The organism is Ruminococcus sp. HUN007 (assembly GCF_000712055.1).
In the GTDB taxonomy this organism is placed as follows: Bacteria; Bacillota; Clostridia; order Oscillospirales; family Ruminococcaceae; genus HUN007.
Genome location: NZ_JOOA01000001.1, coordinates 504466 through 528689, shown reverse-complemented (window position 1 = coordinate 528689; position 24224 = coordinate 504466). Strand labels below are relative to the sequence as shown.

The window sequence follows — 24224 nt, the reverse complement described above, 5'->3', positions numbered from 1 at the left end:
TTTTAAGCGTGATGGCAGTCATGATCTGTCCGCACGCTTTTTTGCGTATAAAAAACGGCTGATACCATGAAATCTTCGATGGTATCAGCCGTTTTCGTATATTATGAAAATAAAGAATGAAAATTACTTTTTCTGTCCGTAGTAGGCATTCGGACCGTGCTTGCGCATGTAGTGTTTGTCCTGAAGATAATCAGGCGCAGGAACTGCGTCTTTTTTCAGCTGTTCAGTCATAAGAGCCATTTTAGCAACTTCTTCAAGTACAACTGCATGGTAAACAGCCTTTGCGGCGTCTTTTCCCCACGTAAAAGGACCGTGGCTTGCGCATATAACGCCCGGAACTGCATTTACATCAAGGTTTCTGCTTTCAAATGTCTCAATGATCACTTTTCCTGTGTTCTTTTCATAGTCTTCATTGAGTTCAGCCTTTGTAAGCTCTCTTGTACACGGTACAGGACCGTAGAAGTAGTCAGCGTGTGTTGTACCGTAGCATGGAATATCCCTTACAGCCTGTGCCCATGCAACAGCATGAGGACTGTGTGTATGTACTATACCGCCGATCTCAGGATATTTCCTGTAAAGTTCGATGTGAGTCTTTGTATCAGACGAAGGATTCAGTTTTCCTTCGACTACGTTTCCGTCAAGATCAAGAGCAACGAGATTACCCGGTCTGAGCTCATCATATTCCACGCCTGATGGCTTTATGATCACGATACCGCTTTCACGGTCGATGCCGGAAACGTTTCCCCATGTAAATGTTACAAGATTTCTTCTCGGAAGTTCCATATTGGCTTCGTAAACTTTCTGTCTTAATTCTTCAAGCATAGTTATCTTCCTTAAATATTATTTCAGTTTCCATACAAGATCGTTTACAAGGAGTTCACGTTCAAGGCTTTCAACTGTTGTATCCTTTGTTATATGAACGCATTCGATATCCATGATTCTTGCCCAGTCGATCATCTGTTCAGCAGTTACATCGTAGCTGAGTACTGTATGATGAGCACCTCCGGCGCATATCCAGCATTCAAGACCTGTTCTCAGATCAGGAAGTGCTTTCCACATTACTCGTGCAACAGGGAGGTTCGGCATATCCATAATAGGTTTTACAGCCTCAATATCCTGAATGATGAGTCTGAAACGTCCGCCCATATCGATGATGCAGGCTACAATACCTTCACCGGCTTTTCCTTCGAATACAAGACGGGCAGGGTCCTTTTCGTTCATGCCGATTCCGAGGTGATGAGTTTCGATCCTCGGTCTGTCAGCAGCAAGGGAAGGGCAAACCTCAAGCATGTGTGCACCGAGGCTGTATTCTGAACCAGGAACAAGATGGTAGGTGTAGTCTTCCATGAATGCAGAAGCGCCGTTTCCGTTTTCGCCCATGACTTTCATGATGGCTGTGAGGGCAGATACCTTCCAGTCGCCTTCACCGCCATAGCCGTAGCCCTTTGACATAAGGTGCTGTGAAGCAAGCCCAGGAAGCTGTTCCATACCGTAAAGATCCTGGAAAGTATTGCTGAAAGCCGTGCATTTTTCGCGCTTCAGCATTTTTTCCATAGCGATCTCTTCCTTAGCCTGATAGCGAATGGCATCTGTGTTGTCAGTGGCAATGTCATACGAGCTCTTGTATTCTTCCATAAGAGCGTCGATTTCGGCTTCAGTTACCTTTGACATTTCCTTTACAAGATCCCCGGTTGCCCATGTGTTTACCTGCCAGCCGAACTTCTTCTGTGCTTCTACCTTGTCGCCTTCAGTAACAGCAACATCACGCATGTTGTCGCCGAAACGCATTACGCGGACTTCCTTTGAAAATGCAGCGCCGACTGCAGACTTCATCCATGAAGCAAGTCTTTTCTGAACATCTTCATCTTTCCAGTAGCCAGCTATTATCTTTCTGGCACTGCGGAGTCTTGCGCCGATAAATCCGTGTTCTCTGTCACCGTGAGCAGCCTGGTTAAGGTTCATGAAATCCATGTCGATTTCTTCATTCGGTATTTCTCGGTTGTACTGTGTGGCAAAGTGGCACCATGGTTTCTGAAGGGAGTTAAGTCCGCTTATCCACATTTTGCTTGGTGAGAATGTGTGGCACCATGTGATGATACCTGCACACTCATCTCTGTAATTTGCTTCACGGATCACTGAACTGATCTCATCGCTGCTTTTCGCAGTTACTTTATAGACAACAGGGAACGGGAGTTTTGAAGAAAGGAATTTTGCCATTTCCTCTGCTCTACGGGCAACTGTATCAAGAACTTCCTCACCGTAAAGAAGCTGTGAGCCCACAACAAACCAGAATTCATATTTTTTCATTATAAGATCTCCTTTACATTGAAATAACTGCGGTGCGTTCAACATCCAGTGATTTTTTATATTTTTCCATATAGTTTTCAAAACCTTCGGTATCTGTTTTTTCAGGTGAAAGTACTGAAATCTCAGTGTTTACAAATACCTTTTCATTTAAAAATTCCTCAAGTGTTCCGGAATCCTTTCTGCAGAGCATGTAAGCTGCAAGAAGTGCCATTCCGTAAGGTCCTCCTTCGCCGGCTGTTTTCATAACAGTAACGGGAGCACCGCAGGCTGCTGCAAGATATTTCTGGCCTACCACAGGAGTCTTGAACAGACCGCCGTGTCCGGTCAGTGATCTTATCTTTACATTTTCATCAGCCAGTATGTCCATGCCTATTTTAAGTGTTGCTATCGTTGAATAGAGCATTGAACGGGTGAGATTGGCGAGATTGAAGCTGCTTTCTGCGTTTCTTAATACCATCGGGCAGCCTTCGTCAAAATGTGTGATGCTTTCACCGGCAAGATAGTTGTTTACAATAACTCCGCCGCAGTCTGCGTCACCTTCAAGGCTTTTTTCATAAAGCTTTGTGAAAATATCGTCTGATACTTCTTTTCCGGTGTACAGTGAAACAGCTTCCTTAAAAATGTTTACCCAGGCATTCATGTCGTTGGTGCAGTTGTTGCAGTGTACCATGGCAACAGGTTTGCCTGTCGGGGTAGTTACCATGTCGATTTCCGGATAAACCCTGCTTAAAGGTTTGTCAAGCACGATCATCGAAAATACTGAAGTGCCGGCTGATACATTGCCTGTTCCCGGTGCTACAGCATTTGTGGCTGTCATGCCGGTTCCGGCATCTCCCTCAGGAGGAGCGAAAGGAATTCCGGCTTCAAGTGCATTTCCGATAAGTGCTGCACCGGCCTCCGTAAGTTTTCCGGCTGTTTCTCCTGCAGTCAGGACCTTCGGAAGAACTTCTCTTATTTTTACCGGGCAGTTCATGTCTGCCATGAGCTTATCGAATTTGTCAAGCATTCTGCTGTCGTAGTCAGAAGTTTCACTGTCAACAGGGAAGATACCTGAAGCTTCACCGATACCGACCGCGTTTACACCGGTAAGCATATAGTGCACGTATCCGGCCAGCGTTGTTATATGCGCCAGTTTTGAAATGTGCTCCTCACCGTTCAGTACAGCCTGATAAAGATGAGCTATACTCCATCTCTGCGGAATGTTGAAATCAAAGAGCTCTGTGAGTTCCTCAGCAGCTTTGCCGGTTATTGTGTTCTGCCAGGTACGGAATGGAACAAGAAGATTCCAGTCGCTGTCAAATGCAAGATAACCGTGCATCATTCCTGAGATACCGGCTGCATCAACATTTGAGGTATCTGCTTTTTTCAGAGCTTCATTAAGACCTTTCCATACTTCGTCAAGGTCGTAGGTCCATATTTTTCCGGTATATGAACTTTTCCATGTATAGTCTCCGGATGAGACCGGTTCAAATCTGTTATCTGTGACTACAGCCTTTATACGTGTTGATCCGAACTCAATTCCGAGACAGTTTCTGAATTTATTTTCATTTGTACTCATATTGTTTATGTTCTCCTGTCAGCGGGCTGATTTGTTCTTTCTTGAAAGAACCACACTCTGTACAACGATGAAGAGACAGATCATAGCTGCAACTGTGATATTTGTCCACCATGCGTCGTCAAGGCCGAGTGATGAAACGATATTCTTAATGGTGCTGAGCGACATTACTCCGAACAGAGTTCCGATGATATTTCCTGAACCTCCGGTAAGCATTGTTCCGCCTATGATGGAAGAAGCAATTGCGTTCATTTCAGCACCGGTTGCGTGTGAAGGTGAACCTGAACCAACGTGGAGAAAATATACGAATCCGCCGATACCTGCGAGGAATCCGCAGATGAGATATGCAAAGAATTTTGTTCGTTTTACATTTATGCCAAGCATATTTGCACTCTGTGCGTTTCCGCCGACAGCGTAGAAACTGCGTCCGAGACGGAACCACTTGAGAAGGATGAAGAGAAGGATAACTGTAAGAAGTGCGACTACAACACCGATCTCGACGTAAGCCTGAATAAAGTTTCCGTTTTTGTTGTATGAACCGATTCCCGGAAGAAGGATACGTGTGTCCTTGAGAGCTTTGAACTGCTCGTTTTCAACATTGAACTGAGTGCTGTTTACTATTGTGGTAAGACCTCTTGCGAAGAACATACCTGCAAGTGTTACTATGAAAGGCTGGACTTCAAGATATGCTATCAGGAATCCCTGTATGAGGCCGAATGCAATACCGATGCCAAGTGCTATCAGCATTGATGTGAACACATTTCCGCCGTTAAAGTCAAGATGTACAGCACAGCACATACATACGAGTGACGTAACTGCGCCGACACTGATATCGATACCGCCTGTGATCATTACAAGGCTCATTCCGCATGATATAATGATCAGTGCAGCATTGTCATTGAGAATATTGAAGAAATACTGCGGTTTTGTAAATCCGCCGCCGAGAAAAGCAACTGCTCCGATGTACATCAGGAGAAATACTGCTATTGTGATGATAAGAAGCAAATTTGAATCAGTCAGTCTTTTTCTGTTTTTCATTTAATTTGCCTCCTTTGCTGTGCTGCCGGATGCTGAACGTTTTCTGAGTTCAGCAAGTTTGGCTCTTACTACAGGAGCACTGAGAACAACAAGGATGATAACAACTATTGCCTTGTATGCAGGAAGCGCACTTGAAGGTACATCAAATTTGTACAGTGTGATAGTGAGGAACTGGATAACGTATGCACCGAGGATGGAAGAAGAAATGCTGAACTTACCGCCGCTGAGAGCGTTGCCGCCGAGAGCGACTGCAAGAATGGCATCCATTTCAATGTCCTTGGCAATTACTGAGTAGTTGATAGTTGAAAGACGGCTTACTTTTATAAAACCTGCAACTGCTACGCAGAAACCGAGGATAACATATGTTATGAATTTAATGAATTCAGGATTAAGACCGTTGAGTCTTGATGATTCTGAATTAATACCAACTGCCTGTGTAAAGAGAGCAAGCTTGGTGAAACGAAGTACAAGTGCTGTTAATATCATAAACAGTATTGCAGCGAATATCGGTGAAGGTACAGGGATACCAGGGAAGAAGTTTCCGAAGTAGCCGAACTGCGGGTCGCTTATGATAGGAAGCTGGTTGTGATTGATCCAGGCTGCAATTGAACGGCCTGCGGTAAACAGAATAAGTGTTGCTACCATCGGCTGCAGTTTGAAATACGCCACAAGAACACCGTTGAATGCGCCGAAGAGCATTGCTACCATACAGCATACGAGGAAGGCAACGATGATAGGTGCCTGCATGGTCTCAGGACGCGGATCGGTTCCGCAGAGTACCCTGAGTACAACACTTCCGGCAAGTGCGATGGCTGCGCCGACTGAAATATCCTGTCCGCCGGAAGCAGCTGTTACAAGTGTCATACCTATTGAAAGAATGACAAGTTCTGATGCGTTATCAAGGATAGTAATGAGATTTCCCATGAGAACAGGATTTCCCAGACTGTTTTTACCGATCTCTACTTTAAAGAATGAAGGATCGGCTATAAGGTTGAAGAGCACAAGTATGAGAAGTGCTGCTATCGGAATGAAGATCTGTTTCTTAATGATCCTCATAAAAATATTCTGGTTCTGTGTCATTTCTTCTTTTCACCTCCGGCAATAGTGGACATTATCTTCGTCTGTGTAAGGTCTTCGCCGGTAAGTTCGCCGACTACGTGACGGTCTCTCATAACGATGAGACGTTTGCAGACATGAAGCATTTCGTCTATTTCTGATGAGATGAAAGTGACACTTTTTCCTTCGGCAGCAAGTTTGAGAACAAGTTTCTGTATTTCAAGTTTTGTGCCGACGTCGATTCCTCGTGTAGGTTCATCAAGTATAAGGTAAACCGGATTTGCGAGAAGCCATCTTGCGAGTATCGCTTTCTGCTGGTTACCGCCTGAAAGCGATTTTATCGGTGTTTCAGCAGAGGCTGTCTTGATGCCGAGGAGTTTTATGTATTCGTCAGCAAATCTTTCAGCATCTGCCTTTGAAATAGGCTTAAACATTCCTTTCATTACCTGAAGTGCAAGAATGATGTTGTCCTTTACAGAAAGATCACCGATTATTCCGTCGCGCTTTCTGTCTTCCGGAAGATAGCTTATGCCGAGTTTCATAGCGTCAAGAGGTTTTTTTTATGGTAACTTCTTTTCCGTTCATGCGGATCTTTCCGCCGGTTATCTTGTCAGCACCGTAGATCGCACGAACTGACTCACTTCGTCCGGAACCGAGAAGTCCGGTAAATCCGTTTACTTCTCCTTTTCTTATGCTGAAGTCAAAAGGATTTACACCGGCAGCACTTGACAGATCAGAAGCCTCAAATACTGCAGGCTGATTTCTGTCAATGGTATCTGCTATTTCTTCCTGTTTGATATCTTCGAAACTGTCAAGTTCCTTGCCCATCATTTTGGAAACGAGCTGAACTCTAGGCAGTTCACTTATAGTATAGTCACCTACAAACGTTCCGTCTCTTAAAACGGTTATGCGGTCACATACTGAGTACACCTGATCAAGGAAGTGTGTAACGAATACAATACCTACACCTCTTGCTTTCAGGTCAGTCATTAGTTTAAATAGTTTTTCCACCTCACGTTCATCAAGTGATGAAGTAGGTTCATCGAGAATAAGTACCTTACAGTCCATATCAACAGCTCTTGCAATAGCAACCATCTGCTGTACTGCGATCGAGCAGTCGCTCAGCTGCTGGGAAGGGGAAGCAGGGATCTGCAGTGAGTCAAGAAGTTTTCCTGCATTTGCGTTCATCTGCCTCCAGTTTGTTGTCAGGCTGTCTGTACGTCCGATGTACATATTTTCAGCAACTGTAAGATTCGGGCAGAGAGTGATTTCCTGATATACTGTGCTTATTCCGTTTTTCTGTGCTTCCTGTGTAGATGTTATCGATACCGGCTTTCCGTCCATATAAATATTACCGGCATCTTTCTGATAAACGCCTGTCAGAACTTTGATGAGAGTGGATTTTCCGGCACCGTTTTCACCCATAAGTGCGTGGATCTCGCCTTTGTGAAGCGTGAACTGTACATTACTGAGAGCTTTTACACCCGGAAATTCCTTACAGATGCCTTCGAGCCGTAAAATAACGTCATCCTGCATGATATCGCCTCCGTGTGACAAAATTAATACTTTTTGCTTGTTTAAAAACAGCTAAAAAACATCCCTATATATATTTTTGTATTAAATTCGAACAACTTTATCTGAAAAAATTTCAAAAAAAGGCGACCCGGAAAAAAGGATGGTATTATCCATATATTCAGAGCCGCGCTTTTTATATATGATTTAAGAAAACATTAAAAGTCGCTTGTTATATCAGATACCATACTGGTCAACATCAGCCTGTGTGATGGTTTCTGCGTCAAATCCCTTTTCTTCCATGTATACGACTTTGTTTGCAGGCTTTTTGCCGTTTTCAAGATCACGGATGATCTCATCAATGTATGAAGCCTGGAACGGGTTGCACTGACCGTCGTAGTTCCAGTTCTTCTTAAGAAGTTCTTCAAGAGCCCACTTGTTGCAGTCAAATCCCATTACGATAACGTCCTGACCTACACCGTGCTTGATGTTTGCCTTGTCAAGAGCAGCAACTGCGCCCTTAGCCATGTCGTCGTTTTCAGCATAGATTACATTGAACTTCTTGCCTGAATCGATAACTGACTGAACGATCTGCTGAGCCTTTTCTGCGTTCCATTCAGCAGTCTGCTGTGTAACGATGTTCCACTTGTCATCGCTCTCTGCCTTTTTATCAAGAGCGCCTGTACGTCCGATCTGAGCTGCAGATCCGACTACACCCTGAAGATGAACAACGTTAAATTCTGAAAGATTCTGCTTTGCAAGCCAGTCTACTGCTGTCTGGCCTTCCTTAGCCATATCTGATACGATAGAAGCTTCGTAGAGGCTTTCGTCAGCGTCGATAGTACGGTCAAAGAGGATTACCTTGATCTCCTGAGCCTGTGCATCCTTGAGAACTGTGTCCCAGCCGGTAGTGCTTGCAGCTGAAATGAGAAGGTAGTCAACTTCGTCCTGAATGAAGCCCTTGGCTGCTGCAATCTGTTCTTCATTCTGGAGGCTGTATGCAAAAGAAGCATCGTAGCCGTTTTCCTTTGTGAAAGTAGCCTTAAGATCCTTGTCGTTGGCGTTACGATAGCCGGATTCGTTAGGATCGTTGTTTATGATTCCGACCTTGATCAGCTTTTTGGATGAATCTGTGTTTCCGTCGGAAGCGTTGTCTTCACCGGAATTTTCGTTTCCGGCAGCCGGAGCGCTTCCTGAGTTCCCGTTGTTTTCGCCTGCAGGGCCGCATCCTGTGAATGCAGCAAGTCCGAGTGTCAAGCTGAATAAGATAGCTAATGTCTTTTTGAGTTTCATGTTTTTCCTCCTGATCTCTTACAATTTAAGAAATTAAAAAAAGTTTTTACGACCTTTCGATGAGAGGATTATTTAATCATTTACACATACAAATCTCTGATTTTTTACCCGCCTCATCAGGTTGTTTATATTGTATCATATTACACAATGTGATTTCAAGAACTAAATTTACTATAATAACTTTAAAATCATTGTGCACTATTGCTAAATTGTATGCACAAAATAGTACTTTTATCTTAAAAATGCGTACATGTTATTGACAATTCCCTTTTTTAGATGTATTATATTTGTATAAGAACCTGTTACAATCTTATAAGGAGTTGTATGTAATTTGAAAAAGTACGAAATGCTTTCGGCAGAACTCAAGGAAGGCATTCGTTCCGGAAAGTATCCCGAGGGAAAGAGTCTTCCGACTGAAGAAGAACTCTCGGCAAGGTACAGCATGAGCCGCCAGACTGTACGAAAAGCACTTCAGATACTTGTGAACGAGGACCTTATTGTAAAAAGGCAGGGAAGCGGATCTGTAGTAAAGGGTAAGGGTACAAGTCCGCGCAGTCACATTATTGCAGTTATAGCAACATACATCGATGACTATATATTCCCGGGCCAGCTTCGTGCTGTTGAATCTGTTCTTTCAGCTAACGGCTATACACCTGTGCTTGCCGCTACAGGGAACAGAGTATACAGTGAAAGAACGATCCTTGAAGATCTGCTCAACAAACCGATCGACGGTTTTCTGATCGAAGGAACAAAAACGGCTATGCCTAACCCGAATTTTGATTTGTACGCAAAATTGTTCAAGCGCCGTATTCCTGTTGTATTTTTTAACAGTTATAATCCTGAACTGCAGGGAACGATTTCTGTATGCGCAGATAACAGAAGCGGCGGATATGAACTTGTGAACTATCTCCTTGGAAAAGGACATGAACGTATCGCAGGATTTTTCAAGAGTGATGACATACAGGGACATCAGCGTTACTTAGGCTATATTTCAGCTCTGCGTGATGCAGGCAGACTTGTAGGCGACGAAAAGGTCATCTGGTATACCACCGAATCAAAGGAACAGATGCTCTCAAACGCTGAAACGATTCTTTCACGTATAGGCGATTCAACTGCTGTAGTCTGTTACAATGACGACATAGCTATCCGCCTGATAAGAACGCTTACACAGTACGGCAAACGCGTTCCTGAAGATATTGCAGTTGCAAGTTTTGACAACAGCAACTTCAGTGAGATCTCACCGGTGCGTATCACTTCAATGTCCTATGAGGACAGAAATATCGGCTCTATTGCGGCTAATAAGCTGATAGATATTCTTAACGGAAAAAAATCACATTCCGAATGTGTCCAGTGGACACTTGCTGAAAAAGAAAGTACCTGATTATAAAATAATGTGTAAAGTTTTATGAAAATTCTGTTCGTAAAACAAAGAACAGCCTCTGTACGTATCTGACGTCAGAGGCTGATTTTTTAGAGGTGCGCCGATCTGTTTGCAGATCAGCGCAGAGTTTTTCCTTAATATAAAAAACAAACGCTCTGATCATTTCTGACCAGAGCGTTTTCTGATTTAGGGAAACGCTGATTTGAGGAGTAATATTCTCAGGATTTTCTCCGTGAAAATTACTTCATAAGAGCCTGCTTCAGCAGACAGAAGTCAACGATAGTTATTTTACCGTCGGAATCATAGTCAGCTGCAGAAGCATCAGCGAGTGAATCCTTTGCTCCTGTCATGTAGCTGCAGAGAGCAAGAAGGTCAGCTGAATTGCATGAACCGTCTTTGTTGATGTCACCCTTTACAGGTGTTGCAGCTGCAAGCGGAAGTTTATCAACATCAACTGCACGGATGATAATGTAGTTTACATTAATAGCCTTGTCAGCTGATGTAATGCTTAAATTGAGTGTTCCGTCTGTAACAGTAACATTACCCTTTGAAGCTGTTCTGCTGTCTGTTGCACAGTTTTCAGCAACTGCAGTCTTCTTTCCTGATCCGTCTACCTGATATACAGTAGGTGAGGTCGAACATGACCACGGATCGCTGAAGCAGAGTTCAACTGAGTACTTGCCGTTCGGAAGATCGAAACGGTAGTCAAGGTGACGGTCGATGTTGTTTTCATACTGGTTCTTTGTGTAACGGAAAGATGCTGTCTTTGCTCTTCCGTCCTGTGTGTTTCTTTCGTCACACCATGTATTTGCTGTGTAAAGGCCCTTGCTGTTCTTGCTTCCGCCGTACTGGTCGGACGGATCATCAACGAGGCCCCATTTCATGCCTGTAACCTGGTCAGGTCCGTAAAGCTGTTCTGTAAGTGAGTTGTAGTAGCCGTATTTATCACCGTTTGATGCAGTTCTTGTATTGTGGTCGCCGCAGTCAACGAAGTAAGCTATTGAGCTGTCGATCTGATAGTCAGGCTTTACAGCCTTTGTGTAGATAAAGTCACATACTCTTGCTGAATCAGCAGTTGATCCTGATGAGAATCCGATGTCGATAACATCGTAGGTAGTGCCGTTTGCTGAAATGTTCTTTACGCAGTCTTCAAGCACATAGTCAGGAATGATGTAGCTTACGTTATATGTATCTTCATTACCTGAATAGTCGAGCTTGCCCTGGAAAAGTACTCTGTCGCCGGCTGTTACTACGATCGGCTTGCCGTTGTCAGCTTTTCTGAATGTTACCTGAAGAAGTGTGTAGGCAGCATCCTTGTCAACTGCCATCTGGTATTTGAAGTGACCGCCCTTTGTAGCGTAACGGTATGTACTGTCATCTGTTACGCTAACTGAGTTCTGTTCGTCCATTGCGTGGAGTTCGTCGTTTTCATACTGGCCGTAACCAGGCTGAACTGTATCAATTACAGTTTCCTTTGCACGCGGGATATCTTCTTCAACAGCATTGCCTGATGCCTTGAATATCCAGTAGATACCGTAGCGCTGCTTGTACTGCTGATAGTGAGGTGTGAATGTAAGTGTTGTATCAGCACCTGTAAGTGTGAACTTGAGTGAGTTAGCATCCTTCTTCATATAGTCATTGATCTTGTACATATATGAGGAGAGGGTACCGCTTGAATCCTTGAGGTTGATAGTCTTTGTCGGAGTAACTGCATCAGCAGGAATTGAAACGTTCATACCTGTTGTACCCTGCTTCATGTTTGAAGTTCCGAGCTCAGCACTGAGAACTACCGGGCCGTACTTGAAGGCGTATGATGACGGGTTGTCCGGAAGAGGGTAAGCCTTAACTGCCAGAGGGATAGTAAGTTCAATTTTATCGCCTGAACTGAAATCGCCTGAAACTACAGCGTAGTCATTTTCAGTTTTGTAGTTGTATTTGCTGCCGTTGACTGAGATCGTCATATTGTCAGCCTGCCAGTCAGGAATACGGAAACGGAATTCAAGTGATCCGGAACCGTCGATCGTGAACTTTGTTGTATTTCCGTTCGGAATAGTGCTTTCCTGTGTAACTTTAACGTTCTTGTCTGCCCAGTTCACAACTGAACTCTGGTAGTAGTTTACGTAAAGAGTGTTACCCTTGTGCATGTACATTGTGTCACCGAGTTTTGTGAAGCTTTCCATACCGCTTCCTGTACAGCACCAGAAGTGATTGAATTCTGATGAATATACCTTGAAGTATCCTGTAGCCATCGGCTGGAAGTATGTTGTCATACCTGTTTCAGGGTTCTGTGACGAGAGAATTGAGTTGTAATATGTATTCTCATAGAAATCCATGTACTTCTTTTCACCTGTGATCTTGAAGAGTTCACGGCTGAGTTTGAGCATGTTGTATGAGTTACATGTTTCACAGTTACAGTTTGTTCTTTCGGCATCGAGAATATCGTCCTTGCCGAAGTGTTCCCATTCACTGTTACCGCCTGTGATGTATGTATGGTGAGTTACTACCATATCCCAGAAAGCTTCAGCGTACTGCAGATATTTGGAAGCATCTACTTTCTGACCGTTTATTGTCTTGCCGTCAACTGCGATGTATCTCTTGAGAGCACCGATGAACTTCGGAATAGTAGTGTTTGCGTGTCTTCCGTTGAGGACATCAGTTCCGCCCTTGAGAACCTTTTCATGAAGTGCAGTTTCGTCAAAGTAGTGAGCTGCAACGGCGTGATTGTCTTTTCCGGTTATGAGATAAAGCTCATAAAGACAGTCGTTCATTCCGCCGTATTCAACTGAGAGTACTTTGTTGTGAGTCTGGTCGCTCCATTTTGAAGCACGGTTGTAGCACCAGTCACCGAGTGATGAACCAACATCCTTAGCAGGTTCATAGCCCATGAGATTGTAAACATCAACTATACCGGCAATGAGTTTATGCATTGTGTACCACGGAACCCATGCTTCATTGATGATGTTTGTTTTTCCGTTTTCAACATTGTCGAACTGCTGTTCAACATTTCCGCGGTTTTTGATGTTTGCTGCCCAGAGGAATCCCGGCTTTCCCTTTGAATTCTGCTGACATACTTTCATTCCGTCGATAAGATCCTTTGCTTTCTTGTACAGAGCATCTTTCTGTTCGGAAGTTGTCAGAGGATTGGCATAAGCCTGTGCAATAGCTGTCAGATAATGTCCGACAGTGTGGCCGCCGATGAGTGAGTTTTCCCATCCGCCGTATCTTGTTGCACCGTTTGTCGAAAGGCCTGCATTGTCACGGAAACCGGCAAGCAGTTTTCCGGTGTCAAAAGAGAGCAGATACTTGATCTCTTTTGAGTAGGCATTGACCGTGTATGCATCTGTCATTTTAACATCGCTCAGAGAAAAACTTTCGATGTTAGGCGCAGCGGCTAAAACACTGGTCGGTTCATTGTTTTTCGGAAACGAAATACACGTTACTGCCATCATTCCTGAAACGACTAATGACAGAACACGTTTCCAGTTTCTTGTACACGTCATAGGTATACAATCCCTCCTGTGATTTGTCTATGGTACAAATTTTTATCAGTTTATTTGCACCACCGCACATGGCGTATTTAACTTTACAATAATAGTATAGCTTAAACTGCTTAAAAAGTCAATCTGTATCTGAATAAAATTTATAGTTATTGACGAAAGATGTATTTGTATTCTTAATGCTGCACAAAATTTGTATACTTATATTACTTTCCGCTATTGACACGACACAGGATGAATGTTATAATTTTAAACAGTTAGATAAAGCTAACCAAGTTTTGCGGTGACAGTTTTTCCTGCAGACAGTACCATGGTCTGATGCTGAACCTATTGACAAAATCCGTTTACAGCGTTATGATAAATTATCGGTTACTGGTAAATACAGTTACAACGAATTTCAGGAAACACTGATTAAACCGGAAAGGAGCTGTTATGGAACAGTATAATGTTACCGGAATGAGCTGTGCCGCCTGCAGCACAAGGGTGGAAAAAGCAGTGTCTTCAGTGCCGGGAGTAACCGGATGCGCTGTAAGTCTGCTCACGAATTCCATGGGAGTGGAAGGTACAGCTTCTTCGGAAGATATAATAAAGGCAGTTGAAAAAGCAGGTTACGGAGCTTCAAAAAAAGGCAGTTCACGGGATGAACGCAGTAATGAGGCTGAAGAACTGCTGAAGGATACCGGGACTCCGAAACTGAAAAAAAGACTTGTAAGTTCAGGTATCGTACTATTAATATTAATGTATTTTTCCATGGGGCATATGATGTGGGGGTTCCCGGCACCGTATGCTTTTGACAATCACGTATTTCTCGGATTATTTGAAATGCTTCTTGCAATAGTGATTATGATCATAAACTCGAAGTTTTTCATAAGCGGAATAAAGTCACTTCTGCACGGTGCTCCCAATATGGATACACTTGTGGCACTCGGATCAGGTACATCTTTCGGATATTCACTTTTCGCGCTCTTTGCAATGATACTGGCACAGGGAAACGGTGACCGCGAAACAGTTATGAAGTACGGAATGAATCTGTACTTTGAGTCCGCTGCGATGATCCCGACCCTTATAACAGTCGGAAAACTGCTTGAAGCAGTTTCAAAGGGACGGACTACTGACGCTCTTAAGGGACTGGTAAAGCTTCGTCCTGAAACAGCTTTGCTTTATGAAGACGGTGCAGAGCGGGAAGTAAGCATTTCTGAATTAAAGCCCGGAGATATTTTTGCAGTAAGACCAGGTGCAAAAATACCGGCTGACGGTGTGGTCGTTTTCGGTTCAACATCAGTTGATGAGTCCGCACTCACCGGTGAAAGCATTCCGGTGGATAAGGAGGAAGGTTCTCCTGTCTCGGCGGCAACTGTAAATACTTCAGGGTATATACGCTGCAGGGCTTCGAGAGTAGGTGAGGACACGACTCTTTCACAGATAATAAAGACAGTTTCCGATGCTTCAGCGACCAAGGCTCCTGTTGCACGAACTGCGGACAAAGTATCAGGAATATTTGTTCCTTCAGTAATTATTCTTTCTCTGCTGACATTTGCCGGATGGATTCTGGCCGGAAAGGAAGTCGGTTTTGCTTTTGCCAGGGCTATTTCAGTTCTGGTCATCAGCTGTCCGTGTGCGCTGGGACTTGCCACACCGGTTGCGATAATGGTTGGAAGCGGAGTCGGTGCAAGAAACGGTATTCTTTATAAAACTGCGGAATCTCTTGAATCGGCGGGCAGGACAGGAATAGCAGCACTTGACAAGACCGGCACTGTAACCGAGGGAAAACCAAGGGTCACTGATATAATTCCGGAAAAGATATCTGAAAAAGAACTGCTCATACTGGCAGCCTCACTTGAAGCGAAAAGTGAACATCCGCTTGCAAAGGCTGTTACTGAAAGGGCGGAAGGACTCAGAGTAACGGAAGTAACTGATTTTAAAGCACTTCCCGGAAACGGACTTACTGCAAAGCTTGAAGGCAATACACTTACAGGAGGAAGTCTGAAATTCATTTCAGGGAAAGTAAAACTGTCGCCGGAAATACGTGAAAAAGCAGATGCGCTTGCTTCAGAGGGAAAAACCCCGCTTCTGTTTATGCGGAATGATGAATATATCGGTCTTATAGCAGCAGCTGATACGATAAAGGAAGATTCGGCAAAGGCCATCAGGGAACTTAAGGGTATGGGTATCAGTGTTGTGATGGTAACCGGAGACAATGAACGTACAGCCGCGGCAATAGGCGCTGAGGCAGGAGTGGATGACGTTGTCGCAGGAGTGCTTCCTGACGGAAAATCAAGATGTGTGGAAATTCTTAAAAAGCATGGAAAAACTATAATGGTTGGCGACGGAATAAACGATGCTCCGGCACTCGTCACAGCAGATACGGGTATAGCGATAGGAGCAGGAGCAGATGTTGCTGTTGATGCTGCCGACATAGTAATAATGAAAAACAGGCTTACTGATGTTTCAGCCGCAATAAGGCTGAGCCGTGCCACATTAAGAAACATTCATGAAAATCTTTTCTGGGCGTTTTTTTACAACGCATTCTGCATACCGCTTGCAATGGGACTTTACGGTATTGAAATGAAACCGGCATACGGAGCAGCGGCAATGGCGCTTTCAAGTTTCTGTGTCTGCATGAATGCCCTCAGACTCAATCTTGTTAAAATTCATGATGACAGTCATGATAAAAAAATAAAACAGAATTATTCCGGAACAGAATTTGCCGGAGAATTTAAAACGGAGGAAAAAACTATGACAAAAACTATTGAGATCGAAGGAATGATGTGTACTCGCTGCGAGGCACATGTAAAGAAGGCTCTTGAAGCGATAGACGGAGTGGAAAGTGCCAGCGCAAGCCATGAGGAGAACAAAGCAGTTGTTACGCTTTCTTCTGATGTTGCTGATGAAGTGCTGAAGAGTGCAGTTGAAGCAGAAGAATATAAAGTAATGAAAATTTGGTGAAAACGCTTGTTTTATAATTAAAAATGTGTTATAATCTATACATAATCAAGTACGGGTACAGCACGGATCTGTATTTATCTGTGCTTTTCTTAAATCATCTGGTTGTAACAGCTGTAAACGGTAAATGCTGTTGTTCCGGATCGGTTTTAGGGAAACGCTGATCTGTTCAAAAATCAGCGTGGGGCACGGGGCGAAGCCCCGCAATTTCCACACCCGGAAATACAGCGAAGATGTATTTCCGATTAAATCAGTGTTTCCCTGGATAAGGGGAGTTATGATATGGAACGTAAACTGTTAATTATAATGATATCATCTGTTTTTGCTCTTGCATTTCTTACCGGCTGCGGCAAGGAAGACGGTACAAAGTATGAATATGCTGACAGCCTGATCTTCGAAGAAGACGAAACATCGATCAAGCTGCTGAATTCGACCGAAACTGAAGAGGAGCTGAAACTCAATTTCGCCATCGAAAACTTTGAGGCCGGCGATGTTACAGTAAAGGTTTATGATGCTGAAGAAAACGAGATAACTGAAAACATCGAATGCAGTTTTGATACTGAAAAAAAACAGTGTTTCTATTAAGGGGGATGTCAGTGCTGTTACAATGGCTGAAGTCGAACTCAATGAAAACACGAACCTTAAGGTCAAGGATCTGAAAAATGAAGAATTCAAATATCTTCTTACAAATAAGGCCGAAAAGAACGGATGTACCTATCTTGGCGACCTTGATGACTTTGAGGTGAAAGAGGACGCAGCTTCAGAAGAAGGCGAAGATGCTGAGGGTTCCGGGGATTCAGATGAAGAATCAGGCGAAAATGCCGGAAGCGGTAACTCTGGCGGAAAAGTCAGAATGACGAAGCCTGAAATATTCGATCTTCTGAAAGGAACCTGGAAGTCAGATGACGGCAGTTTTACTGTCAGCTTTGAAGAAAACAGCGGAGAAAAGCCTTATAAGGTTACAGCGACAGGCGATAACGGATTCGAAAGCGGGGTTTCGTATTTCGATGAAGCAAAGACAGAAGAAGGAGACCACAAGATCCGCTTTGTAACAAGTACCGGTGAATACGGCGGCAACTGCCGTGAGATCATTCTCTCTTCAGACGGAAGTACTCTTTCCTACATAACCGGCATCGTACAGAATGATGAAGGTGAAACCGAAGAATTAATGATAAAATGTCATAAATGATTTTCATAGTATAAAAAGACCGGAGGGCATTGTTACTGCTCTTCGGTTTTTTTTAGGAAAACGCTGATTTTTTCATAAATCAGCATGGGGCTCCGGGGCGAGCCCCGCAAATTCCACCCCCGTAAATCCGGCGAAGCCGGATTTACTGTTTAATCAGTGATTCCTTAGCTATGAGGCGGATTTTTTCATTCCTGCAGCGAAATATCCGGGGCTGTCACTGTCTTATGAGGTTTTTCAAAATTTTATTGAAAAAATACTTGATTTTGAAAACGTACTGTGTTATAATACTTTAGGAGTTAAAAGCGTAACACTTTAAACCGATAAAGTAAAATTAACGGTCAGTCATATACGGGAACAGATAAAAATACCCGGCTGTATCACGGACCGGTCATTATTCTTTTAAATTTCAGAATGGAGTATTTACAATGAAGGAATTATCTAACTTACTTAATTTCAGAGAAAGCATCAAGGTAGTTGATGCAACACTTCGTGACGGAGGTCTCTGCAACGATTTCTATTTTACTGATGACTTTGTAAAGAAATTATATAAAACAAATATCGAAGCCGGCGTTGACTACATGGAAATGGGCTACAGAGCCTCAAAGAAAGTATTCGACGAGAGCAAGTTCGGCAAGTGGAAGTTCTGCTCCGATGAACATATCAGAGAAATCGTAGGCGAGAACAACACAGATCTCAAGCTCGCAATTATGGCCGACATCGGAAGACATGACAAGGATGACTTTGACCAGAAGGCTAACTCTCCGGTAGACCTTGTAAGAGTAGCAGCATATATCCATCAGATGCCTGAAGCTATCGACATGATCGAAGACGCTGCAAAGAAAGGCTACGAAACAAGCTGCAACATAATGGCTATTTCAACAGCTCAGAAGGAAGATATTGAAGTTGCACTCAACATGCTCGCTGACACTCCGGTAAACTGCATCTACATTGTTGACAGTTTCGGTTCCATCTATCCGGAGCAGATGGCAAGAATAGCAGATCTTTACGTAAATGCTGCAGAAAAGAGGGGCAAGAAGGTCGGCATTCATGCTCATAACAATCAGCAGCTTGCTTTTGCCAATACTATTGAAGGCTGCGGAGACGGCGTTGACTGGCTTGACGCTACATATCTTTCAATGGGACGCGGTGCCGGCAACTGTGCTATGGAACTTCTTCTCGGTTTTCTCAAGAACCCTAAGTACAACGTATATCCTGTATACAAGTTTATTGAAGAAGAGATGATGAAGCTTAAGGAAAACGGTGTTAAGTGGGGCTACGATATTCAGTACCTCATGACAGGTCAGCTCAATCAGCATCCGAGAACTGCTATCCAGTTTACAAAGGATAACAGAAAAGACTATGCGGAATTCTATAAAGAGATCAACGGCTAAATAGATCTGCTTATGCAGAGCATAAAAAGAAAAGACACAGATCAGATGACCTGTGTCTTTTTTATTTTTTTAAGTAAACTGTGCTATGATCATGGAAGCCAGCTGATGCTTACTTCTGACATCTGTTCTGATTCATTGTCAAACTGGAATGTATATCCCTTGTTGCCGATATACTTTTCGCTTTCTTTCTTGTATTCTATACTGAAGTTGCCGCCGTCCTTTGTCGGAGTACCGCTGTTGGCAAAAAGATCAGCCTTTTTAAGAGTAAGCGGGAATGCGAAACTTACAGACTTTGCAGATTCAGCAATGTCAGCTTCAATATCAGCGTTACGTTCTGCATCAAAACTTGCTCTTGGAGTGTATATGCTGTACCATCTTACATAGTCAAGAACTGCGTCCTTTTCCTTTATGTTATCATCAGTAAAGTTACCGAAAGTGAACTGTAAGTGTGTATACTGTGTAATGTCTGCTGTGTACCAGCTTGTTTCACGGTTTTTGCTGAGGTTATTATCAGCGTTTGCGACATCATCCTTCTTGAACGGAACGCCTGCATCGATAAGATCCTGGAATGTTGCTTCTCCTAATTTGAAGAGTTTTCCCTTGTAAGCAAAGCATCTGTTGTCAAGATCTGCGTATGTGCTGCTGAATCCTTCCACAGGGCTGATGTCAGCTGCAGCTTCTTCAGCCTTCTGTTCATCGCCTGATACTTCTGTAACACCTGATACTGAAGTTTCTGAAGTTTCTGTTACTGCTGAAACTTCTGTAGTTGCTTCAGTTGTAGCTTCAGTGGTTTCTGCAGTAGTTTCAGCTGTAGTTTCCTCTGTTGTAGCTTCAGTAGTTTCTTCAGTTGTTTCTGCTGCTGTGGTTTCTTCCGCAGCATCGTATTTTTCATCTGTAACATCAATGTTCTGTGCCGGACCGCATGCAGTAACAGTGAGCATTGATGAAATAAGTGCTGCACAAATAATGGACTTTTTCATTTTGTATTTACCCCCTATAAATTAAGTGCGTTTTCATTGAAAACCAACACTGTACGGAAACTCTGGTTTATATAGTTTATATAGAAGGAAAATAATAAATAACGTGAATTTTTTTATTCCGATGCTTTATCATTTCCATTCTGTAAAGAGTTTCCTTAAGATACTAACGTTTTAAATTATATACGAATATACTGTTAGTGTCAAGGCAATAATAATGTCATTGCAAAACTTTATACATCATTCCCAGTGATTTCACCATTTAAAAAACAAAATTGTTTAATAGTACAAGCACTGGTTTCTCCTCACTTCTTCTGACCGCTGACTGAATTTATCAGAATAAAGAGAGAATGCGTAGATAAAATTCAATAATTGAAAAAAGCAATATATTATTGGATGACAGATCAGAAAAAATTATATCAAACGACAAAAATTCCAATGGATATCGGAAGGCTATTATGCGTAAGCAGCGTAAATGCGTGCTTTGCGAGAAATTATTATGACATTTTACTATTTGGACTTGCTTGACAAAGTCTGTAAATTGTGTTATAATCCTTTTTGATATAAAAATGTTTCTGCTACACAGAAAATCGGTGTTTTTCCGAAAAGTAAATGTGCATAGAACAAAATGTTTGATAAATGATATTTGTTTGATTCTTTGAGGGGATTGATTATTTAAGATTTGTTTTTATGAAGGTGTATTTCCGTTAAATGAAATACACCATTTTCATGAATGAATATATATAACGATTGAAGAGGAGAATTAACAATGAAAAAAGATATGAAGAATAAGCGTGTATTTGTTACAGGTGCCACAGGATTTGTCGGAGCCCACATTACAAAGCATCTTATTGAACAGGGAGCCGTTGTTACAGTACTGATCGAAAGATGTGACAGCAGCAGTTATTTCAGCACATGCGGACTCGATAAAAAGGTAAACATTTACTACGGTGATATCAGCAACGGTCATCTTATTGAGCAGATCATTGTTGAACAGAAGATCGAAACAATATTCCATCTTGCTGCCGTTGCTCTTCAGGATCTTGCATATAAAATGCCGAAGGTTACATTTGAAGTTAATATTGTCGGCACATATAATATTCTCGATGCAGCAAGACTTCACATGGATACAGTAAAGAGCGTTCTTGTTGCTTCAAGCGACAAGGTATACGGTGACAGTGACATACTTCCTTACAAGGAAACACTTCCGCTTCAGGGAAGCAATCCTTACGATGTTTCAAAGGTCTGTCAGGATATGCTCGCAAGAAGCTTCTACCACAGCTATGGCCTTCCGGTAGTTGTTGGCAGATTCGGCAATATTTACGGACCTGGTGACAATAACTTCAACCGACTTATTCCGGGAACTATCCAGAGACTTGAACTTGGTGAGTCTCCTCTTATCAGACGTCCTAAGAACGGTGTGTTCAGAAGAGATTTTCTCTACATCAAGGATATCGTAAATGCTTACATGTACATGTTATATAACATTGAAAAGAAAGATGTAGTAGGTAATGCTTTCAACTTCGGTACAGGTATAGCAACTGACGTTGAAACAGTCGTAAACAAGATCAAGACTGTTATGAACCTCGAAAATATTCCTTCAAACGTTCAGGAAAGCGAAGTTTCTGAAATTCTTGCACAGCAGCTTGACCCGACCAAGGCATTCGAATTACTCGGCTGGAAGGCTGAATATTCACTTGATGCCGGTCTTGCAGAAACAGTTAAGTGGTACAGAGAAGCATTAAATAAGTAATTGACATATGGAGGCAACAGAATGAATAACATCGGAAAAGGAAAAAAGATTTTTGTAGCAAACGGTATTCTTCACGGTCATTTCACTACCAGTGTTGAACTGGTCAGAGAACTTGTATCTTTAGGCTATGACGTTACATGCTGCCTGACAGATGAATTTGAAGCCAGAATGAATGTCGAAAATGTAAAAAAGATCGTTTACAAAATCGATACAACTGAAGCTGAAAAGATGCTTCCTCCAAATGTACCTCCTTTTGCTATCAATTCTTTCCGTGTAGGTATTTCTACTGATATCGTTATTTCAACACTGCTTGAAAAGAAGGACGAGTTTGATTACTTCATTTTCGATCTCTTCTTTGATGTAGCTGAAATGAACAAGGTACTCAATATTGACCCGGCTAAGATAGCTGTACTTTATGTTTCATATGCTCTCACTGATGTTGATCAGTACGACCCGAGAAGAATTCAGGGCCTTCAGATGACAAGCAGAAAATATAACATCAATCTTCACGATTTTGTATCCAACATATTCAGTCCGAGTATATACAAAAAGCTTATACCGGTTTCGAAGTATTTCCACCTGAGAGCTGAAGATACAGATAACACATGTTATTTTATCGGACCTAACATTGAAAAGAGAAACCCTGACACAAGCTTTACATTCAAAAAGGATGCCGGCAGGAAACTTGTTTATGTTTCACTTGGAACGATTTTCGGCAATGATCTCAGTTTCTATCACCGCTGCATTGAGGCTTTCCGTGATTCAGAAGATTATCAGGTTATTATGTCTGTCGGAAGATTTGTTAATATTGAAGAAAGCTTTAAGGAGATCCCTGCAAACTTTACTATTCTTAATTACGTACCTCAGACACAGCTTCTTCCTGAAGTTGATGTATTCGTAACTCATGCAGGATATAACTCAACAACAGAGGGCATTACTGCAGGTGTTCCGCTCGTAATGGTTCCGCAGTCTGTCGATCAGTTTGACGTGGCAAAGGTAACTCAGAACCTCAATGCCGGTATTGAGTTAAACAAGAATGAAATTGATATTACATCTGATGTTATCAGGAAAGCTGTTGATGACGCTTATAACAACAGAGAAACATTTAAAAAGAATATGAAAACTATCTCTGATTCATTTGAAGAAGCAAGAAGCAACAGAGAAAAGATCTTTGCTGAGATTTTTGCCTGATCAAAGATAAGCTGATTATTTAACGGACAGTTGTTTACTATTACAGCTGTCCGTCTTTTGTATTTATAATAGATATATTTCAGGCATTTTAGAATATAAAAAAACAGGACACAGATATTTCAGCTCATGAGTATCTGTGTCCTGTTTTTGTGTCATCGTAAAAAGCTGATCAATAGAGCAATTCTATCGAAACATCCTGAAGGACTTCGCTGTCAGGATCAAAAGTGAATCTGTATCCTCCGTAGACCTCGCCTGGGTTTTTGTATTCTGTGCCCAGCTTTTCATCAGTAGGATCACCGCTGTTGGCGATAAGTTCGCTCTTCGTAAGTGTAAGAGGGAATGCGAATGAAACATGTTTTGCTGCAGCTTCAAGGTCAGCTTTAAGCTCCGCATTACGTTCTTCATCATATGTTGGTCTTGGGATCATAGCCCACCATCTTGCCATCTCAAGCTTGCATTCTTTCAGCTTGATATTTGTGTCTGTATCGTTGACGAACACTAACTGTAAGTTGGAATACTTTGAGTCATCAACATGTAATGTATAATAATCTGATGTATTTCCCGATTTTACGTTGTTGTCAGCGTCGAGAAGATCATCTTCGCTGAATGGAACACCGGCATCAACAAGATCCTGAAATGAGCTTTCGCCGAGCTTTAATACTTTACCGTTATATCCGAATGCTCTGTTGTCAAGATCAGCATAAGTACTGCTGAAACCTTCTGTTGCCTTGAATTCTTCAGTTTTTTCATCCTTCTTTTCAGCATTGCCTGAAACTTCTGTTACAGCTGATACTTCAGTTGTTTCTGCTGTTGTAACTTCTGTTGTTACTACTGTAGTAGCTTCCGTTGTAGTTTCAGCTGTTGTTTCTTCAGTAGTAGCTTCAGTAGTTTCTTCAGTAGTTTCCGCAGCTGTGGTTTCTTCTGCTGCATCATAGTTTTCTTCAGCAACTTCAATATTTTCTGCAGGACCGCAGGCTGTGATACTGAGTACCGAAGCAACAAGTGCAGCTGCTATAATAGACTTTTTCATTATAATTAACCTCCAGTATATAATATGTTTCTCTGAATGGAAAAAACATGTATTCAGATAACAACGATTACGATTATATACTAATAGTCAGACCGTGTCAAGCAATATATT

General features: G+C 42.4%; 16 protein-coding genes and 1 pseudogene. 7 read left to right on the top strand and 10 right to left on the bottom strand.

Annotated features, from left to right (window positions below):
- Positions 1-123: 123 nt before the first annotated feature.
- The 7 genes and pseudogenes from CC97_RS02250 to CC97_RS02220 all read right to left on the bottom strand — a co-directional run bounded on the left by CC97_RS02250 (position 124) and on the right by CC97_RS02220 (position 8761).
- On the bottom strand, positions 124-822 hold the full coding sequence (locus CC97_RS02250) for an L-ribulose-5-phosphate 4-epimerase (RefSeq protein WP_044973537.1): 699 nt from the start codon (positions 820-822) through the stop codon (positions 124-126).
- Between the two features lie 18 nt (positions 823-840).
- The gene (gene araA, locus CC97_RS02245; protein ID WP_044973536.1) at positions 841-2307 is read right to left on the bottom strand and encodes an L-arabinose isomerase; all 1467 of its coding nucleotides are present in this window, start codon (positions 2305-2307) and stop codon (positions 841-843) included.
- Between the two features lie 13 nt (positions 2308-2320).
- A complete protein-coding gene (locus tag CC97_RS02240) occupies positions 2321-3865 on the bottom strand; it encodes an FGGY-family carbohydrate kinase (RefSeq protein WP_044973535.1) in 1545 nt (514 codons plus the stop codon).
- 18 nt (positions 3866-3883) lie between these two features.
- Entirely contained in the window at positions 3884-4900 is a 1017-nt protein-coding gene (locus tag CC97_RS02235; RefSeq protein WP_044973534.1) for an ABC transporter permease, read from the bottom strand.
- Entirely contained in the window at positions 4901-5980 is a 1080-nt protein-coding gene (locus CC97_RS02230; RefSeq protein WP_044973533.1) for an ABC transporter permease, read from the bottom strand. It lies immediately after the preceding gene.
- A pseudogene (locus tag CC97_RS02225) lies at positions 5977-7492 on the bottom strand (sugar ABC transporter ATP-binding protein). Before CC97_RS02225 ends, CC97_RS02230 begins: the two are co-directional and overlap by 4 nt.
- Positions 7493-7705: 213 nt before the next feature.
- A complete protein-coding gene (locus tag CC97_RS02220; RefSeq protein WP_044973532.1) occupies positions 7706-8761 on the bottom strand; it encodes an ABC transporter substrate-binding protein in 1056 nt (351 codons plus the stop codon).
- Between the two features lie 331 nt (positions 8762-9092).
- On the opposite strand from CC97_RS02220, the gene CC97_RS02215 reads away from it, so the two are divergent.
- Positions 9093-10142: a GntR family transcriptional regulator gene (locus CC97_RS02215; protein ID WP_044973531.1), complete on the top strand. Its 1050-nt coding sequence runs from the start codon at positions 9093-9095 to the stop codon at positions 10140-10142.
- 239 nt (positions 10143-10381) lie between these two features.
- On the opposite strand, the gene CC97_RS02210 is transcribed toward CC97_RS02215, so the two are convergent.
- Entirely contained in the window at positions 10382-13642 is a 3261-nt protein-coding gene (locus tag CC97_RS02210) for a beta-L-arabinofuranosidase domain-containing protein (RefSeq protein WP_242848098.1), read from the bottom strand.
- Between the two features lie 429 nt (positions 13643-14071).
- Here CC97_RS02210 and CC97_RS02205 point away from each other — a divergent pair, with 429 nt between their 5' ends.
- From CC97_RS02205 to CC97_RS02190, 4 genes are all read left to right on the top strand, one after another.
- Positions 14072-16585 carry a heavy metal translocating P-type ATPase gene (locus CC97_RS02205; RefSeq protein WP_044973530.1) on the top strand — a complete coding sequence of 838 codons (2514 nt, stop codon included), beginning with the start codon at positions 14072-14074 and terminating at the stop codon, positions 16583-16585.
- A 279-nt stretch (positions 16586-16864) separates the two neighbouring features.
- A complete protein-coding gene (locus tag CC97_RS02200) occupies positions 16865-17167 on the top strand; it encodes a hypothetical protein (protein WP_044973529.1) in 303 nt (100 codons plus the stop codon).
- A gap of 22 nt (positions 17168-17189) precedes the next feature.
- Positions 17190-17771, top strand: coding sequence for a hypothetical protein (locus CC97_RS02195; protein WP_044973528.1), 582 nt, complete (start codon positions 17190-17192; stop codon positions 17769-17771).
- A gap of 425 nt (positions 17772-18196) precedes the next feature.
- Positions 18197-19162 carry an aldolase catalytic domain-containing protein gene (locus CC97_RS02190; RefSeq protein WP_044973527.1) on the top strand — a complete coding sequence of 322 codons (966 nt, stop codon included), beginning with the start codon at positions 18197-18199 and terminating at the stop codon, positions 19160-19162.
- Between the two features lie 89 nt (positions 19163-19251).
- Here CC97_RS02190 and CC97_RS02185 read toward each other — a convergent pair whose 3' ends face one another.
- A complete protein-coding gene (locus tag CC97_RS02185; RefSeq protein WP_049962629.1) occupies positions 19252-20142 on the bottom strand; it encodes a hypothetical protein in 891 nt (296 codons plus the stop codon).
- A gap of 766 nt (positions 20143-20908) precedes the next feature.
- Between CC97_RS02185 and CC97_RS02180 the strand changes: the two genes are divergently transcribed.
- On the top strand, positions 20909-21892 hold the full coding sequence (locus CC97_RS02180) for a GDP-mannose 4,6-dehydratase (protein ID WP_044973526.1): 984 nt from the start codon (positions 20909-20911) through the stop codon (positions 21890-21892).
- A 21-nt stretch (positions 21893-21913) separates the two neighbouring features.
- Positions 21914-23083: a nucleotide disphospho-sugar-binding domain-containing protein gene (locus CC97_RS02175; RefSeq protein ID WP_044973525.1), complete on the top strand. Its 1170-nt coding sequence runs from the start codon at positions 21914-21916 to the stop codon at positions 23081-23083.
- A gap of 169 nt (positions 23084-23252) precedes the next feature.
- Here the strand turns inward: CC97_RS02175 and CC97_RS02170 are convergent, their stop codons facing one another.
- Entirely contained in the window at positions 23253-24113 is an 861-nt protein-coding gene (locus CC97_RS02170; protein ID WP_044973524.1) for a hypothetical protein, read from the bottom strand.
- Positions 24114-24224 lie beyond the last annotated feature (111 nt).

Coding starts and splice junctions, on each gene's coding strand:
- CC97_RS02250 (WP_044973537.1), bottom strand. CDS start 822: ATGCTTGAAGAATTAAGACAGAAAGTTTACGAAGCCAATATGGAACTT.
- araA (WP_044973536.1), bottom strand. CDS start 2,307: ATGAAAAAATATGAATTCTGGTTTGTTGTGGGCTCACAGCTTCTTTAC.
- CC97_RS02240 (WP_044973535.1), bottom strand. CDS start 3,865: ATGAGTACAAATGAAAATAAATTCAGAAACTGTCTCGGAATTGAGTTC.
- CC97_RS02235 (WP_044973534.1), bottom strand. CDS start 4,900: ATGAAAAACAGAAAAAGACTGACTGATTCAAATTTGCTTCTTATCATC.
- CC97_RS02230 (WP_044973533.1), bottom strand. CDS start 5,980: ATGACACAGAACCAGAATATTTTTATGAGGATCATTAAGAAACAGATC.
- CC97_RS02220 (WP_044973532.1), bottom strand. CDS start 8,761: ATGAAACTCAAAAAGACATTAGCTATCTTATTCAGCTTGACACTCGGA.
- CC97_RS02210 (WP_242848098.1), bottom strand. CDS start 13,642: ATGACGTGTACAAGAAACTGGAAACGTGTTCTGTCATTAGTCGTTTCA.
- CC97_RS02205 (WP_044973530.1), top strand. CDS start 14,072: ATGGAACAGTATAATGTTACCGGAATGAGCTGTGCCGCCTGCAGCACA.
- CC97_RS02200 (WP_044973529.1), top strand. CDS start 16,865: ATGGAACGTAAACTGTTAATTATAATGATATCATCTGTTTTTGCTCTT.
- CC97_RS02195 (WP_044973528.1), top strand. CDS start 17,190: ATGGCTGAAGTCGAACTCAATGAAAACACGAACCTTAAGGTCAAGGAT.
- CC97_RS02190 (WP_044973527.1), top strand. CDS start 18,197: ATGAAGGAATTATCTAACTTACTTAATTTCAGAGAAAGCATCAAGGTA.
- CC97_RS02185 (WP_049962629.1), bottom strand. CDS start 20,142: ATGAAAAAGTCCATTATTTGTGCAGCACTTATTTCATCAATGCTCACT.
- CC97_RS02180 (WP_044973526.1), top strand. CDS start 20,909: ATGAAAAAAGATATGAAGAATAAGCGTGTATTTGTTACAGGTGCCACA.
- CC97_RS02175 (WP_044973525.1), top strand. CDS start 21,914: ATGAATAACATCGGAAAAGGAAAAAAGATTTTTGTAGCAAACGGTATT.
- CC97_RS02170 (WP_044973524.1), bottom strand. CDS start 24,113: ATGAAAAAGTCTATTATAGCAGCTGCACTTGTTGCTTCGGTACTCAGT.